The organism is Acuticoccus kandeliae (assembly GCF_003073115.1).
Genome location: NZ_QBBV01000001.1, coordinates 1937381 through 1952927 on the forward strand (window position 1 = coordinate 1937381; position 15547 = coordinate 1952927).

Sequence of the window (15547 nt, forward strand, 5' to 3'; positions counted from 1 at the left end):
CTCGTGTTTTCTTGTCTGGGATCGTTCGTTTCGCCATCACGACATGAGAGATCCCGCAGGTCGCTCTCCTGACATGTTCCGCGTTTGCAACCCGACACATGCAGGCAACACTTTTTGAAATTTTTTCGCGAGCTTCGCCACTCTCATCGCCGATTCGTTCACAATGACGCCACCAAAAGGCTTTGATATAAAAGTGCTCGATTTCTCCGGCATTCCCATGCACGTGGGGAGGGGAGCAGATTTGCGCACGCTGCAGCGCGCAATTGGCCAAGTTCTCGCCATGGATGATCGTCGATGAGCCCACCGAGCCCCGCGAAACTCAAGAATGTCGGCCCTCGATCCTCTGTCCCGTTCGAGAGGATCGCGCTTCTGTTACAGGGGGGCGGCGCCTTGGGCGCGTACCAGGCGGGCGTCTATCAGGCCCTTTCGGAGGCCGATCTCCACCCGGATTGGGTTGCCGGAATATCGATCGGCGCCATCAACTGCGCGCTGATCGCCGGAAACCCCAAGGAAAAGCGGGTCGAGGCGCTGCGCCGCTTCTGGGAGCGCATCACGACGCCGCCGGCGAACGCGACCTCGGCGATGCTCTCGTTCCTCGGCGACATGACCCCGCGGGGCGACTTCGCCCACCAGATCCTCAACCAGACGCGCGCCTTCTCGACGCTGATGGGCGGCGCGCCGAACTTCTTCCAGCCCCGCACGATCCCGCCCTTCTTCCACCCGCCCGGCAGCATCGAGGCGCAGAGTTTCTATGACGTGAGCCCGCTGCGCTCCACGCTCGAGGAGCTCGTGGATTTCGACCGCCTCAACGCGGGCGAGATGCGCTTCAGCGTCGGCGCGGTGAACGTGCGGTCGGGCAATTTCGCCTATTTCGATTCCACCAGCCACCATATCGGCCCCGAACACGTGATGGCGAGCGGGGCGCTGCCGCCCGGCTTCCCGGCCGCGAAGGTCGACGGCGAGTTCTATTGGGACGGCGGGCTCGTCTCCAACACGCCGCTCCAGTGGGTGCTGGAGAACAAGCCGCGCAAGGACACGCTGGCCTTCCAGGTGGACCTGTGGAGCTCGCGCGGCGAGTTCCCGCGCGACCTCCTCAGCCAGGAATTGCGCCAGAAGGACATCCGCTTCTCGAGCCGCACCCGCGCGGCGACCGACCAGTTCCGCAAGATGCAGCGGATGCGGCGCGCGCTCTGCAATCTCCTCGAACATCTGCCGGATCGCGCCGCGCTGGAGGATGATCCGGAGCTCGCCGCGCTGATGCACGAGGCGGACAAGAAGGTCTACAACATCGTCCACCTGATCTACCGGGCGAAGAACTACGAAGGGTCCTCCAAGGACTACGAGTTCTCGCGCCTGACCATGGAAGAGCATTGGGCGAGCGGGTACAACGACGCGATCCGCACGCTGCGCTTCCCGGTGGTGCTCCAGCGGCCCCAATCGCCCGACGGCGTCGCCACCTTCGACATCGCCGAACTGACCTGACGCGCCGCGCGCGCGTCGTCCCGGCCCCTCCGTCCCCGTCTCACGCAACACGGATGAACCCATGAAGATCGCTGACGTGCGCGCCAAGGCCTTCGCGATGCCGCTCAACAACCCGGCCTATCCGAAGCCACCCTACAAGTTCTACAACCGCGAATTCGTTGTGATCACCTATCGGACCGATCCGGAGAAGCTGCGCGCCATGGTGCCGGAGCCGCTGGAGGTGGTCGGCGACCTGGTGGCCTACGAGTTCATCCGGATGCCGGACTCCACCGGCTTCGGCGACTATACCGAGACCGGCCAGGTCATCCCCGTGCGCTACACGACGCCCTCGGGCGAGGTGCAGACCGGCGGCTATGTCCACGCGATGTATCTCGACGACAATTCGCCGATCGCCGGCGGGCGCGAGATCTGGGGCTTTCCGAAGAAGCTCGCCTCACCCAAGCTCGTCCACGAGCAGGAGACGCTGGTCGGGACGCTCCACTACGGCTCGGTCCTCTGCGTCACGGCGACGATGGGCTACAAGCACCGCGAAGCCGACATGGACGCCGTCCTCAAGGGGATGAAGAACCCGGCCTTCATGATCAAGATCATCCCGCATGTGGACGGCACGGCGCGCGTGTGCGAGCTCGTGCGCTACTACATGGAGGACATTGTCCTGAAGGGTGCGTGGGAGGGGCCGGCCGCGCTACAGCTCTTCGAGCATGTGAGCTGCGACGTCGCCAAGCTCCCCGTCCTCGAGGTCGTGAAGGCGAGCCACTATATCGCCGACATCACCCTCGGCCTCGGCGAGGTGATCCACGACTATCTGAAGGACTGAGAGCCTCAGCGCTCCCAGCGCACGCCATAGATGCGCGCCGCCCCGTCGGGGGAGAGGAAGCCCTTCTCGAGGTCCTTCTTCACCTCCACCGTCGGGCGCCGCGCGGGCGGGCCGTAGCCGCCGCCGCCCGCCTGGTGGAGCGTCAGCGCGCTGCCGGGGGCGAGCACGTGGCGGCCCTGCGCGCTCACCTTCTCCCCGTCGATCCAGTGCTCGCGCAGCGCGCCCGGCTTGCCACCGAAGAGGCCGGTCGCCGGGAACTGGGTGCGGTTGCCCATGGTGAAGACGGTCATGTCGTGGCCGGACACGTTGCGCAGCACGATCGTCTGCCCCGCGCCGCCGTGGAACTCGCCGGCGCCGCCGGAGTCCGGCCGCATCGCCTTCTTTTCGATCAGAAGGCCGCTCATCGGCTCGAAGATCTCGACCGGGTTGGTGCCGATATTGGAGGAGCCCGGCGTCGTCTGCCGCCCGTCGAGGCCGGAGAGGGCGCCGAAGCCGCCGGCCGCGAAATAGGTCGCCGAGAGGGGCGTCCCGTCGGGGTGCCGGCCCTGGACGGTCAGGATGTCGGTGAGGCCGGAGGCGGCGGTGACGCGGTCCGGCACGATCTCGGCCATTGCGCTGAAGATCAGCGGCACCACGAAATGGCCGATCGTGTGGCGGCCCGCCGAGGGGGCGGGCGGCAGGGCGTGCAGGATCGAGCCGACGGGGGCGACCACGTCGATCGGCACGGTCGAGCCGTCATTGTTCGGGATGTCCGGCGTCGTCAGGCACTTGATCGCGTAGAGCGCCATCGAGCGCGTGTAGGGGAAGGGCACGTTGATGCCCGCCCCGACGCAGGGGCCCGTTCCCTCGAAATCGACCGTCAGCGTGTCGCCCGTCTTGATGACGCGGCACTTCAGCGTGCGGATCTCGTCGAACGCCTCGACGTCGGTCTCGCTCGTATATTCGGCGTCCGGGAGGGCGAGGAGGGCCTTGCGCACCGCCGCCTCGGTCTGGCGCAGGATCTCGTCGGCGAGCGGTGTCAGAGACGCGAGGTCGTACTCCTCCATGAAGTCGAGCACGTGGCGCGCGACGACCGTGGTGGACGCGACGCTCGCATGGATGTCGCCCATCACCTGGTCGGGGACGCGCACATTGAGGCGGATCAGCTCGATCACGTCCTCGTCGATCACGCCCGCCTTCACGAGCTTCAGGATCGGGAGGCGCAGGCCCTCATGGTAGATCTCGCGTGCGGAGACGGAGAAGCCCATGCCACCGATATCGGGCAGGTGCGTGATGCTCATCGCGTAGCCCGCGACCGTCCCGTCGCGGAAGATCGGCCGCATGACCGCGAGGTCGTACATGTGGCCGGTGCCGATCTGCGGGTCGTTCGAGATCACGACATCGCCGGAGACGAGCTTGCCGCCATACTTCTTCAGCATGTGCGAGAGCGTGACCGGCGCCGTCCCGATGAAGACCGGGATGCATTTCTTGCTCTGCGCGATCATCCGCCCGTCGGCGTCGAAGATGAGGACCGAGAGGTCGAACCCCTCACGCACCAGCGTGGAGAAGGAGGTGCGGATCAGCGCCGTCGCGCCCTCGTCGGTGATCGAGCAGAGCCGGTCCCACAGGATCGAGAGGTCGACCGGATCGAATTGGGTCTCAGCCATGGGGTGCCTCAGCTCGACGCGATCATGGCGACGATGTCGCCCGACGGGGTGACGAGGCCGACATCGCCCGAATCGAGGAGGACGGTCGATTCCCGCTCCTCGATCAGCGCCGGCCCCATGATGTCGCTGCCGGGGGCAAGGCGGTAGCGGTCGTAGACCGGCGTCTCGATGAGGCCGCCGGCGGTGGGGAAGTAGGCGAGGCGCGAGCCCTTGAGCGCGGCCTCCGCGTCCCCATCGCCGCCATAGCCGGAGACGGCGAGCGTCGCCGGGCGCGGGCCCGATGCCTCCACCTTGAGGCTCACGATCTCGATCGGCTCGGCGAGGGTCACCTCGAAGATGCGCCCATAGGCCTCGGCGAAGAGGCCCGGAAGGGCGGCGACGAGCGTGTCGGCCGGACCGTCGGGCAGGACGATCTCGATGTCGTAGCCCTGGCCCGAATAGCGCATGTCGAGACGGCGCTCGACGCGGATCTCCTCGTCGGAGAGGCCGGAAGCGCGCAGATAGGCGCTCGCCTCGTCCGCGAGTTCGGCGAGACGCGCGGCGAAGGCGTCGGGCTCCAGGGCGTCGAGGCGGACGCTCTCGGAGCGGATCACCTCGAACTGCACCTCGCCCGCGAGCATCCCGAACGCGGACATGACGCCGGCGCCTGCCGGGAAGATCACGTGGGGGACCTTCAGTTTGCGCGCGATGCGGGCGGCGTGGATCGGCCCGCCGCCCCCGAAGGCGGCCATGCCGGAGCGGCGATAGTCGAAGCCGCGCTCGGTCGCGTGCATCCGGAAGGCGCGCGCGATGTCCTCATTGGCGATGTCGTGGATGCCCCAGGCGGCGCGAAGCGGCTCGAGGTCGAGTGGCTTTGCGACCGCGGCGAGCGCCCGCTCGGCGGCCGCGGCGTCGAGCGGCATCGTCCCACCGAGAAAATAGTCGGGGTCGAGATAGCCGAGGGCGAGGTTCGCGTCGGTGAGGGTGAGCGCCTTGCCGCCGCGCGCGTAGGCGACGGGGCCGGGCGCCGCGCCCGCGCTCTCCGGCCCGACGCGCAGGAGGCCGAGCGCGTCGACGCGCACGATGCTGCCGCCGCCCGCGCCGATCTCGACCATGTCGATGACGGGGATCTGGAGCTTCAGCCCGCTGCCGCTCATGTGCTTGTAGGTGTGGGCCGCCTCGAAGGTGTAGGCCTTCGCGGGCTTGCCGCCGCGCACGAGCGCGCCCTTCGCCGTCGTCCCGCCGAGGTCGAAGGAGAGGAGGCTCTCGGTGCCGTGCACGTCGCTGAGGCGCGCGGCCATCAGGACGCCGGCCGCGGGGCCGGATTCCAGGAGCCGCACGGGGTAGCGCCTCGCGGTCTCCGGGCTGAGGAGCCCGCCGCCGGAGCCGATGATGGCGAGGCTTCCGGCGAACCCGATGCCGGTCAGCCCGTCGAGGAGGCGGGCGAGATAGCGGTCCACCATCGGCTGCGCGTAGGCGTTGGCCGCGGTGGTCGTCCACCGCTCCAACTCGCGCGCATAGGGGAAGACGCCGGACGAGGTGGAGACGAAGAGGTCCGGATAGCGGGCCGCGATGAGGGCGCGCGTCGCCTCCTCATGCGCGGGGTTGCGGTAGGCGTGGAGATAGCAGACCGCGATCGCCTCGCACGCCTCCGTCTCGACGAGCGTCGTGAGGGCCTCTTCCACCGCCGCCTCGTCGAGCGGGGTCAGCACGGCGCCCGTGTGGCTGATGCGCTCCTTGATCTCCATGCGGTGGCGCCGGGCGATCAGGGGCTCGGCGAAGCGCAGGCGCAGGTCGTAGAGGTCGTAGCGCTGTTCCTGGCCGATATCGAACGTGTCGCGGAACCCTTCCGTGACGAGCATCCCGACCTTCGCGCCGCGCCGCTCGATGAGCGCATTGGTGACGAGCGTCGTCCCGTGGACGATCTCGCCGATGTCGCCGACGGCGATCCCCGCCTCGGCAGCGATCGCGGAAATTCCGTCGATCACCGCGCGCGAAGGTTCGTCGGGCGTCGTGAGGCGTTTGTGAACGACCGTGCGCTCTTGCGCACCGTCGATGAGGGCGAAATCCGTGAAGGTTCCGCCGATGTCGATACCGAGTCGAAGCATCCCAGGGTCCAGCGAGGCGCGGCGAACCTAACGAGGGGCCGGGCCGCGGGTCAATCCGGGGGACGATGGGCGCGCAAATGGCCGCGTTTCGGGCATGTCGCGGCGTCGCGCCGGCGGCGGCCGGGCCTTCCGGTCGGCCGCGATCCCCGATAGACCCGTTCCGGACAGCCCCGGAGACGCGCGCGATGGACGACACCACCAACGAGACCCTCAAGGCCTGGCGCCGCCACCTGCATGCCCACCCCGAGCTCGGCTACGAGGAGAAGGCGACGTCGGATTTTGTCGCGCAGAAGCTCGCGAGCTTCGGCCTCAGCGTGCATCGCGGCCTCGGCGGCACGGGTGTCGTCGGCACGCTGTCACGCGGCGAGGGGCGAGCGATTGCGCTGCGCGCCGACATGGACGCGTTGCCGATCGAGGAGATGACCAACCTCGAATACCGCTCCAAAACGTCCGGCGTGATGCACGCCTGCGGCCATGACGGGCACATGACGATGCTGCTCGGCGCCGCCCAGGCCCTCGCGGCGAGCGACAAGGTGACCGGCACCGTCCACTTCGTCTTCCAGCCCGCCGAGGAGACCGGCGGGGGCGGGCGCAAGATGGTCGAGGACGGGCTCTTCAAGGAATTCCCGGTCGACGCGGTTTACGGCGCGCACAACTGGCCGGGCCTGCCGTTCGGCGCCGTCGCGGTGCGTCCCGGCCCGGTGATGGCCGCCTCCGACATGTTCGAGATCACCATCGAGGGGAAGGGGATGCACGCCGGGATGCCCAATCTCGGCGTCGACGCGATCGTCATCGCGGGCGAGATTCTGGGCGCGCTCCAGCTGATCGCGAGCCGCAACACCCATCCGGCCGACGCCTCGACGGTGAGCGTGACGCAGATCCACGCCGGCGACAGCTGGAACGCGGTGCCGCAGACGGTGGTGCTGCGCGGCACGGCCCGCTCCTTCCGCGCCGAGACGCGCAAGATGATCGAAGCGCGGATGAAGCAGATCGCGAACGGGATCGCCGCCGCGCACGGCGCGCGCGCCGAGGTCGATTTCCGCCGCGGCTATCCGGCGACCGTCAACGACGCGGAGGCGGCCGCGTTCGTGACCGGCGTCGCGATGGAAGAGGTCGGCGCGGACAAGGTGCTGACGGGCGAATTGCCGTCCATGGGGACGGAGGATTTCGCCTACATGCTGGAGGCGGAGAAGGGGTGCTATTTCTGGCTCGGCGCCGGGCCGGCCGAGCACGGCCACATCCTCCACAATGCCGGCTACGACTTCAACGACGACCTGATCCCGGTCGGCGTCGACTTCTGGGTGAAGCTCGCCGAAGCCTCCTTCGCGCGCTGACGGTGCGGCGGCGCGGCGGATGAACCCCGCGCCGCCATCGACCGTTCCTCCTGCGCGAAGCGGCATCGGCCGCAAGAGGGGGAGCCGATGAGCATGGATCCGGCCCACGCGCCGATCCGGCTGCCGCGCCCGATCGAGGCGCGCGCGGGCGAAGCGCTGACCCGCCTCCTCGAAGGCGACGGGCGCGGCTTCGATTTCCTCACACCCCCCGGGGAGCCCGCGCTCGTCGCCGCGGATTCGGTCTCCTGGCGCGTCTACAAGAACCCGCTCGCCCTCTTCATCGGCGGCGTCGCCGCGGTCTTCCTGGAGCTCGCGGAACCCAGCGTGCGCACGGGCGTCTGGGAGCACACCTCGTTTCGCGACGATCCGGTCCGCCGCCTCCAGCGCACCGGGCTCGCCGCGATGATCACGGTCTACGGCGCGCGCTCCAAGGCGGAGGCGATGATCGCCGGAGTCGGACGCGCGCATGCGCAGGTGAGTGGGAAGACACCGGAAGGGGTCGCCTATCGCGCCGACGATTCTGACCTTCTCGACTGGGTGCAGGCGACCGCGATGTGGGGCTTCGCGACCGCTTATTCGCGCTATGTCGCCCCGCTCTCGCCCGCCGAGTTCGACAGCCTCTATGCGGAGGGCGTCACCGCCGGCCGCCTCTATGGCGCGCTGCACACGCCGCGGAGCGTCGCGGAGATGGAGGCGCTCTTCGCGCGGATGGATCCCCGCCTCGTCGCCCACCCGATCGTGTTCGAGTATCTCGCGACCCTCCGGCGGGCCCCGCTGGTGCCCCTGCCGCTGCGCCCGGTGCAGGCGCTCCTCATCCGCGCCGCGGTGGACCTCGTGCCCGTCCCTTTGCGCGAGCGGCTGGGGCTCGGCCGCCGGCATGGGCTGCGCCCCGGCGAGGCCTTTCTCGTGCGGCGGATGGGGGCGCTCGTCGACCGGGTCATGATCGCGCGCCACCCCGCCGTCCTCGCCTGCCGCCGCCTCGGCCTCCCGGCCGACACGCTCTACACGCGCTGACGGCCGCCTCTTGCGGTTCGGGGCGCAATCACCGGATGATGCGGCAACGCGCCGGGACGAGCGCGACGGGAGGTGCGCATGGCCGGACCGCTTCAGGGCCTGAGGGTCGTCGAGTTCGACGCGATCGGCCCCGTTCCCCTCTGCGCGATGCTGTTCGGCGACCTCGGCGCCGACATCGTCCGCATCGCCCGGCCGGGCGGACAGGCCGCCTACGCGGAGGCCGGCAACCGCATCCTCCACCGAAGCCGCCCGAGCGCCCCGCTCGACCTCAAGACGGCCGAGGGGCGGAGCGCGGCCCTTGCCCTCGTCGAGAAGGCGGACGTGCTCCTCGAAGGCTTCCGCCCCGGCGTGATGGAGCGGCTCGGCCTCGGACCGGACGTGGCGCTCGCGGCGAACCAGCGCCTCGTCTATGGGCGGATGACGGGATGGGGGCAGACCGGCCCGCTCGCCGACCGCGCAGGGCACGACATCAACTACATCTCGCTGACGGGCGCGCTGTCGGCCGTCGGCGAGAAGGACGGCCCGCCACTCCCGCCCCTCAACCTCTTCGGCGACTATGCGGGCGGGGCGATGTTCCTCGCCTATGGCGTGCTCGCGGCGGTGATTTCCGCGCGCGCGACCGGAACGGGGCAGGTGGTCGACGCGGCGATGATCGACGGCGTGCCGCTCCTCCTCAGCCTCTTCCTCGCGCTCGCGGATGCCGGCGAATGGGGGGAGGAGCGGGGGACGAACCTCCTCGACGGGGGCGCGCCCTTCTACCGCTGCTATCGGTGCGCGGATGGGCGCTATGTGGCGGTCGGCGCGATGGAGCCGAAATTCTTCGCCGCGCTCATCGGCGGCCTCGGGATCTGCCCCGAGAGCGTAAACCAGCACGACCGGTGCGCCTGGCCGGCGCTCGCGCAGCGGATCGGCGAGCGTTTCCTGACGCGGAGCGTGGCCGAATGGGCGGAGCATTTCGCGGGCACCGACGCGTGCGTGACCCCCGTCCTCACGATGGCCGAGGCGCCCACCCACCCGCAAAGCCGGGCGCGCGGGGCCTATGTGCCGCTCGGCGATGGGGATGGGTGCCCGCAGCCCGCCCCCGCGCCGCGCTTCAGCGCGACGCACGCGGCGCCGACCGAAACGGGCGCCACGACGGCCGAGGCGGTGCTCGCCCGCTGGAGCGCCGCCGCCGCGACCGCGCGCGGCTGAGCTACGCGGTCTCGCGCAGCGGGCCGCGGCGGAAGCGGCGCAGCACGTTCTCCACCATGCGCGCGACGTCGTTGTCGAAGTCGTTGTGGGGGAGGCTGCCGCAGAACGTGATCGAGCCGACCGAGAAGACCGACCCGCCGCCCGGCAGCGTCATCAGCACGATCTCCGCGCGCAGGAGATCCTTCGGCGGCTCACCCGTCACCGTGCGGGTGTGGGTCAGCACCTCCTCGGGGACGAGGACGAAGCTTTCGCTGTGCGCCTCGCTGCGCGCGAGGATGATCGCGCCCTCCGGCGTGCCGAGCTCGCGGTCGGCCCGGTCGAGCTCGAACCCCGCCGCGCCACCGCCCGAGAGGCCGTAGTCGCCGATGATCTCGTTCTCGATCCCCTCGAACACCCAGGCGACTTCGGGGTCGTGGGAGGCGGGGAGGCGGCGATAGTAGGAGCCGTCGAAGAGGCCCTGCGCCGAAAAGCCGACGCCGACGAGCGCCTGGGGCGGACGTCCGTTCCGTCGCCAAAGGCCGCCATAGGCCCCGTCGAGCGCGTTGTAGTTCTCGCCGGGCTCGGTCGCCCAGGCGCGGATCCCGGTCTCGGCCCGCCGGATCTCAAGGACGCCCGGCAGCGCGTCCGACTTCGCGATGCGCCAATAGAAGCCGTTGCCGCCGAGATAGATGAGATTGCCGCCCCCGTCGCGGTAGGCGGCGAGCGCGTCGAGCGTCTCCTTGGTGTGATATTCGGGGTGGCTCCCGGTCACCACCACCGGATAGTCGGCGAGGAGGCCGACGCCCTCGCGGTGAAGCTCCTCGTCGGTGACGATGTCGAAGGCGAGGTCCTTGCGGCGCATGAATTCGAGGAGGTGGGAGTCGGCCGGAAAGTGGCGCAGGCCCGAGCCGCGCGGGTCGGCGAAGGTGAGGAAGCCCGGCCGGAAGGTCAGCACCGGCCGCAGGCGCGAGGAGTAGGACGTGCCGCTCCCGTCCGGGTGAAAATTGTAGGTCGAGAAGCCGTAATCGCGCACGCTGTCCGGCCCCGGCGGCGTGCCCCATTCGGCGATCCGCCCCTTCATCGCGTCGTCGAGATTGCCGCGCGCGTGATTCGCGTAGGCCTGATAGGTGAAGGTCGAGGCGAGATAGCAGATGTCGGCCGTGCGTGTGCCCCGCGGCGGGGGGACGAAGAAGGGGATGATGTCCTCGTGCGCGTCCGCCCCGGTGAGGCGCACCCCGTAGACGCCCGTCGGCAGGTCGTCCGGGATCGTGATCGCGAAATCGGTCTCCCACGCGCAATCGTGGATGTCGTCCTCGTGGAAGTGGACGGCGGCGTAGTGCGTCGGCGCATGGCGCCAGCATTGTTCCGTCCCGTCCCAGAGCGAGCCCCGCACCGCGCGCGTCGGCAGGTTGACGAAGTGGCCGTGAAGGCCGCTCGGGCCGACATCGATGATCGCCTGGGTGTCGATCATCCGCGAGAAATCCCACGACGCGACCATCTCGCCCTCGGCGCGATCGGCGTGGACTGACACCGTCTCGATCCGCCCGTTGAAGTGGCCGCCCATCGTGCCGCCCTCGGCATGGGCCGCGATGAAGAGCGGCGCGTCGGCGGGTGAGGCGGGCAGCGCGCCCTCGGCCGAGCCGGTCGCCTGCGGCCCGTCGATCGCGAGGCGCGCGCGCCCGGCGGCGCGGTCGAGGGTGAGGGCGAGCGCGTACCAGGCGCGCCGCCTCATCGCGACGGGGAGGGTGAGACGCGGCGTGCTCTCGCCGGCGGCCGTGAGGGTGAGCGCGTCCTTCGTGGCTGCCAGCGTCCACCCGATGCCGTCGCCGAGCGAGAGGAGGGCGGACGGGGAATCCTTCAAAAGCCAGGGCTGGACCTTGAAGCGGACGACGCTCACCGGCCGGTCGAAGACGCGCCCGGTCGGCACCGTCCCATATGAGCCGAGCGTCACGCTCTGGAGGCGCGCGGGGAAGGTGCCGGCGAAGATCGTATCCAGCGATTCGAACTTGAGGCCCGGTCCCGCCGGGTTCGCGTCCGCACACAGGATGCGCAGAAGCGTGGCGGTATAATGCTCACCCTTTGCGCTGACCTTGATCTCGATGCGCTCCCCGGGGCGGGCCGAGACCCGGTCGGTGTAGCCGACGATCGGGAGCGTCTGTGTGTGCGGTGATGTCACGGATCGCGTTCCGGCTTTGTGGATCTTGCCGGGGATTGTTCGATGGTCCGGCGCGCCCTGTCCACCCTTCGGCCGGCGAGACGGGTCCGTCCCGCCGCGCCAAAACCCAGTTGGCGAGGGTCTTGCATTGGCGCCGGCTGCCGCGCCGCAGCACACACACCCTGCCTAATTGTTGCGCCGCAATAGCCATTGACAGGGGGGACGCATCTGCTCCTACTTACCTACAGGTTAGTAAGTGAGTGGGCCCGCTCCGGGACTGGACAAGGCAGCTCCGCCGAGGCGCAGACCGCGCCGTCGGTGCGATGTTGCATTGCACAATGACCGGGTGCCGAGCGGGCAGAATTGTGCGGCCTTCGACGCGATCGCCGACGCGGTGAGCCCCGCGTTCGACGCACTGAGAAACGAGCAACCTCGAAAGGAAGACTGGATGAGCAAAGTGAGGACGACCCTGGGTGCCGCCATGATGGCGCTCGCACTCGGCACGGGTTCCGCCGCGGTCGCGCAGGACACCCTCGAAATCAACATGGCGACCCCCTGGGCGGGCGGTCACTGGCTTGAGATCGGCGCGACGCGCTATGCCGATATCGTCAACGAGATCACCGACGGCCGCATCAAGATCAACGTCTTCCCGGCGGGCGCCCTCGGCCCGGCCCTCAAGGTCACCGAGACCGTGCAGATGGGCATCGCCGACATGGGCCATGCCTGGGGCGGCTACGACTGGGCGGTGGATCGCACGAGCGCCCTCTTCGGCGGCTGGCCGGGCGGCGGCACGCCGGAAGAGCTCATGATGTGGCTCTATAACGGCAACGGCCTCACGCTCTGGAAGGAGTGGCGGGACGACGTGTTCGACGTGGTCGCGATCCCCTGCGGCGTGACCGAGACCGAAATCTTCATGCACGCCCACAAGCCGGTCCGCACCGTCGAGGATCTGAACGGCCTCAAGCTGCGCACCTCCTCCGCCTGGGCCGAGATCGCGCCGAAGCTCGGCGTCTCCACCGTCGTCCTGCCAGGCTCGGAAGTGTTCTCCGCGCTGGAGCGCAAGGTCGTCGACGCCATCGAGTGGGGCGGCCCCGGCGGCAACCTCCAGGAAGGCTTCGACAAGATCGCACCGTACATCATGATGCCCGGCGTGCATTCCCCCGGCGCCATCCATGACTGCATCTACAACAAGGCGGTCTGGGAGAAGATCAGCGACAAGGACAAGTCGCTCCTGGAACTCGCCGGCAAGATGACGATGCTGGAATCCTATCTCGGCTACGTGAAGCTCGACATCGCGGCCTATGACGTGATGAAGAACAACCCGAACGTCGAGATGATCGTCGTGGAGGACAGCCTCGTCGCCGCCGTGAACAAGGCCTCCGCCGAATGGGCCGAGGAGCAGTCCGCGAACAACGAGTGGTTCAAGCGCGTCTACGAGGACCAGTCGGCCTTCCTGAAGTCGCTCGCCGGTCTCTCCGAGTTCCGCTTCCAGCCGGGTGCTCGCGCGGCTGCGTCCGCCGAATAAGCCGGACGGCGCCCCTCGCGGGCGCCCCCAACTCCGCGATGGCGCAGGCCCCGCCCGCGCCATCGCTTCGCTTACGAAACGCGGCCCGGCCGCACCCCACCCACAAGACGAGATCGCATGGCTTTTCCCATCGTCCGCCGACGCGTCACGGGCCGACACGGCCCTGATGTCATGTTCTGGAGGCGCGCATGCAGCCTGTAATCACCACGATCGGACGGATATCGCTCTGGTCGGGCCGGATCGCGGCGCTCCTTGTGCTGCCGCTCGTGCTCGCCATGGTCTACGAGGTGCTGAGCCGCTACCTCTTCGACGCGCCGACCCAGTGGGCGTTCGAAGTCAGCTACATGATGATGGGCACGATCTTCCTGCTCGGCCTGTCCTACGCGCTGTCGGTCAACCAGCACGTCCATGTCGACTTCATCCATCAGCGCCTGCCCAAGCGCGCGATCGCGGTGATCGACACGCTCGGCTACATCGCGCTGACGGGCCTTCTCGTCTGGCTCACCTACACGCTCTTCAACAACATGCTGCGCGTCTACAACACCGGCGAAGGGTCGGGCCTGTCGGCCTGGAACCCCAAGGTGTGGCCCTACCGCCTCGTCTACATGATCGGCTTCGGCCTCTTCGCGCTGCAGGCCTTCGCGAAAATCCTGGAGAATCTGTTGATCATCCTCGGCCATGAGAGCGGGGGCGACGCCCATGGGTGATTACGTCCTGTGGATGTTCCCCGTCCTCCTGGGGCTCGTCTTCCTCGGCTTCCCTGTCGCCTTCTCGATGATGCTCGCAGCGCTCGGGTTCGGCCTCTACCGCTTCGGCGACATCCTGATCCTCCAGTTCGCACAGCGCGTCGACGAGATCGCGTCGAACTACGTCCTCGGCGCGATCCCGCTCTTCATCTTCATGGGTGCGGTGCTGGAGCGGGCGGGGATCGCGGAACGCCTCTTCGACGCACTCTACATGTGGACGCGGCGGCTGCCGGGCGGCCTCGCCGTGGCCGCGCTCCTCATGTGCACCATCTTCGCCGCCGCGAGCGGCGTGGTGGGCGCGACGGAGACGCTCGTCGGCATGCTCGCGATCCCGGGGATGCTGAAGCGCGGCTACAACAACTCGCTCATCGCCGGCACCATCTGCGGCGGCGGCTCGCTCGGCACGATCATCCCGCCCTCGATCCCCGTCGTCGTCCTCGCCCCGATCGCGGCGCTGCCGGTCGGCGACCTTCTCGCCGGCATCATGATCCCCGGCCTGCTGATGTCGGGCCTCTTCATCACCTACATCCTCATCGTCTGCACGCTGAAGCCGAGCCTCGCCCCGGCCGACCTCGAGGATGACGGGATGAGCTTCGGCGAGAAGGTGCGCTACACCGCCTTCGCGCTGGTGCCGCCCGCGATCATCATCGCGACGGTGCTGGGCACGCTCTTCCTCGGCCTCGCGACGCCGACGGAGGCGGCCGCCTGCGGCTCGTTCGGCGTGGTGCTCCTCACCATCCTCTATCGCCGCTTCAGCCTGCGCCTCATCTTCGAGGCCTCGATCCAGACCGTCTCGCTGACGGCGATGATCCTCGCGATCGTTCTCGCCGGCTCGATGTTCGCGGGCGTCTTCTTCGCTTCGGGCGGCATGATGGCCACCAAGGGCATCCTCGACGCGTTCGGGCTCGATACCTGGTCGGTGATCGCGGTCATCCTGGTGGTGACCTTCCTCCTCGGCTTCGCGGTCGACCTCATCTCGATCGTCCTCATCATGATGACGGTCTCGATCCCGATCCTGCGGTCCTACGGCGTCGACCCGCTCTGGTTCTCGGTGGTCTTCCTCGTGACGCTCCAGACGAGCTACCTCTCGCCCCCGATGGCCCCGTCGATCTTCTATCTGCGCGCCATCGCACCGCCGGAGATGAAGCTCAAACAGATGTATTGGGGCGTCATCCCCTTCATCGGCTGCCAGCTCGTGGTCCTCGCGCTCCTGCTCATGTTCCCAGGGCTCGCCACCTGGATGCCGAAGCTGATCTACGGCTGATCGTCTGGCAGAGGGGCCCAAAAAGATGCAGGAATCCGAGACAGCGATGACCACCCCGACGGCCGGCGGTGCCGGGGCCCTCGGCCACGATCGCAAGCATCGCTTCATCAACCCGGCCGATGAGCGGTTGACCTTCGTCCGGTTCTGCATGCCGGGTGGGCTCGACCATGTCTTCGGGGAGATCGGCCGTCCGCGCACGCCGGGAGCGCGTGCGCCCGAGCCGTTCGGGCGTCCGGGGCATGTCGAGGAAATCGAGCAGCGCACTGTCTTCGGCCGGGCCGACGGCAGCCACACACCGAAGAATTGA

General features: G+C 68.7%; 12 protein-coding genes. 9 read left to right on the forward strand and 3 right to left on the reverse strand.

What is annotated here, in order from left to right; translation table 11 throughout:
• Positions 1 to 294: 294 nt before the first annotated feature.
• Both DBV35_RS08845 and DBV35_RS08850 read left to right on the forward strand, forming a co-directional pair.
• Entirely contained in the window at positions 295 to 1482 is a 1188-nt protein-coding gene (locus DBV35_RS08845; protein WP_108659789.1) for a patatin-like phospholipase family protein, read from the forward strand.
• A gap of 61 nt (positions 1483 to 1543) precedes the next feature.
• Positions 1544 to 2299 (forward strand): acetoacetate decarboxylase, encoded by a 756-nt coding sequence (locus tag DBV35_RS08850; RefSeq protein WP_108659790.1) that lies wholly within the window; start codon positions 1544 to 1546, stop codon positions 2297 to 2299.
• A gap of 5 nt (positions 2300 to 2304) precedes the next feature.
• Here the strand turns inward: DBV35_RS08850 and DBV35_RS08855 are convergent, their stop codons facing one another.
• Positions 2305 to 3945 carry a hydantoinase B/oxoprolinase family protein gene (locus DBV35_RS08855; RefSeq protein ID WP_108659791.1) on the reverse strand — a complete coding sequence of 547 codons (1641 nt, stop codon included), beginning with the start codon at positions 3943 to 3945 and terminating at the stop codon, positions 2305 to 2307.
• Positions 3946 to 3953: 8 nt separating this feature from the next.
• The gene (locus tag DBV35_RS08860; protein WP_108659792.1) at positions 3954 to 6032 is read right to left on the reverse strand and encodes a hydantoinase/oxoprolinase family protein; all 2079 of its coding nucleotides are present in this window, start codon (positions 6030 to 6032) and stop codon (positions 3954 to 3956) included.
• Between the two features lie 185 nt (positions 6033 to 6217).
• Between DBV35_RS08860 and DBV35_RS08865 the strand changes: the two genes are divergently transcribed.
• The 3 genes from DBV35_RS08865 to DBV35_RS08875 all read left to right on the forward strand — a co-directional run bounded on the left by DBV35_RS08865 (position 6218) and on the right by DBV35_RS08875 (position 9571).
• Positions 6218 to 7366, forward strand: a complete 1149-nt coding sequence (locus DBV35_RS08865; RefSeq protein ID WP_108659793.1) for a M20 aminoacylase family protein — start codon at positions 6218 to 6220, stop codon at positions 7364 to 7366.
• Between the two features lie 87 nt (positions 7367 to 7453).
• Positions 7454 to 8380, forward strand: coding sequence for an oxygenase MpaB family protein (locus DBV35_RS08870; RefSeq protein ID WP_205648521.1), 927 nt, complete (start codon positions 7454 to 7456; stop codon positions 8378 to 8380).
• A 78-nt stretch (positions 8381 to 8458) separates the two neighbouring features.
• Positions 8459 to 9571, forward strand: a complete 1113-nt coding sequence (locus DBV35_RS08875; RefSeq protein ID WP_108659795.1) for a CaiB/BaiF CoA transferase family protein — start codon at positions 8459 to 8461, stop codon at positions 9569 to 9571.
• 1 nt (position 9572) lies between these two features.
• On the opposite strand, the gene DBV35_RS08880 is transcribed toward DBV35_RS08875, so the two are convergent.
• Positions 9573 to 11726: a N,N-dimethylformamidase beta subunit family domain-containing protein gene (locus tag DBV35_RS08880; protein WP_108659796.1), complete on the reverse strand. Its 2154-nt coding sequence runs from the start codon at positions 11724 to 11726 to the stop codon at positions 9573 to 9575.
• A 427-nt stretch (positions 11727 to 12153) separates the two neighbouring features.
• Between DBV35_RS08880 and DBV35_RS08885 the strand changes: the two genes are divergently transcribed.
• From DBV35_RS08885 to DBV35_RS08900, 4 genes are all read left to right on the forward strand, one after another.
• Positions 12154 to 13230 carry a type 2 periplasmic-binding domain-containing protein gene (locus tag DBV35_RS08885; RefSeq protein ID WP_108659797.1) on the forward strand — a complete coding sequence of 359 codons (1077 nt, stop codon included), beginning with the start codon at positions 12154 to 12156 and terminating at the stop codon, positions 13228 to 13230.
• A gap of 188 nt (positions 13231 to 13418) precedes the next feature.
• The gene (locus DBV35_RS08890; protein WP_108659798.1) at positions 13419 to 13937 is read left to right on the forward strand and encodes a TRAP transporter small permease subunit; all 519 of its coding nucleotides are present in this window, start codon (positions 13419 to 13421) and stop codon (positions 13935 to 13937) included.
• Positions 13930 to 15240: a TRAP transporter large permease gene (locus tag DBV35_RS08895; protein ID WP_108659799.1), complete on the forward strand. Its 1311-nt coding sequence runs from the start codon at positions 13930 to 13932 to the stop codon at positions 15238 to 15240. Before DBV35_RS08890 ends, DBV35_RS08895 begins: the two co-directional genes overlap by 8 nt.
• A 46-nt stretch (positions 15241 to 15286) precedes the next feature.
• Positions 15287 to 15547: a hypothetical protein gene (locus DBV35_RS08900; protein WP_157961646.1), complete on the forward strand. Its 261-nt coding sequence runs from the start codon at positions 15287 to 15289 to the stop codon at positions 15545 to 15547.

Coding starts and splice junctions, on each gene's coding strand:
- DBV35_RS08845 (WP_108659789.1), top strand. CDS start 295: ATGAGCCCACCGAGCCCCGCGAAACTCAAGAATGTCGGCCCTCGATCC.
- DBV35_RS08850 (WP_108659790.1), top strand. CDS start 1,544: ATGAAGATCGCTGACGTGCGCGCCAAGGCCTTCGCGATGCCGCTCAAC.
- DBV35_RS08855 (WP_108659791.1), bottom strand. CDS start 3,945: ATGGCTGAGACCCAATTCGATCCGGTCGACCTCTCGATCCTGTGGGAC.
- DBV35_RS08860 (WP_108659792.1), bottom strand. CDS start 6,032: ATGCTTCGACTCGGTATCGACATCGGCGGAACCTTCACGGATTTCGCC.
- DBV35_RS08865 (WP_108659793.1), top strand. CDS start 6,218: ATGGACGACACCACCAACGAGACCCTCAAGGCCTGGCGCCGCCACCTG.
- DBV35_RS08870 (WP_205648521.1), top strand. CDS start 7,454: ATGAGCATGGATCCGGCCCACGCGCCGATCCGGCTGCCGCGCCCGATC.
- DBV35_RS08875 (WP_108659795.1), top strand. CDS start 8,459: ATGGCCGGACCGCTTCAGGGCCTGAGGGTCGTCGAGTTCGACGCGATC.
- DBV35_RS08885 (WP_108659797.1), top strand. CDS start 12,154: ATGAGCAAAGTGAGGACGACCCTGGGTGCCGCCATGATGGCGCTCGCA.
- DBV35_RS08890 (WP_108659798.1), top strand. CDS start 13,419: ATGCAGCCTGTAATCACCACGATCGGACGGATATCGCTCTGGTCGGGC.
- DBV35_RS08895 (WP_108659799.1), top strand. CDS start 13,930: ATGGGTGATTACGTCCTGTGGATGTTCCCCGTCCTCCTGGGGCTCGTC.
- DBV35_RS08900 (WP_157961646.1), top strand. CDS start 15,287: ATGACCACCCCGACGGCCGGCGGTGCCGGGGCCCTCGGCCACGATCGC.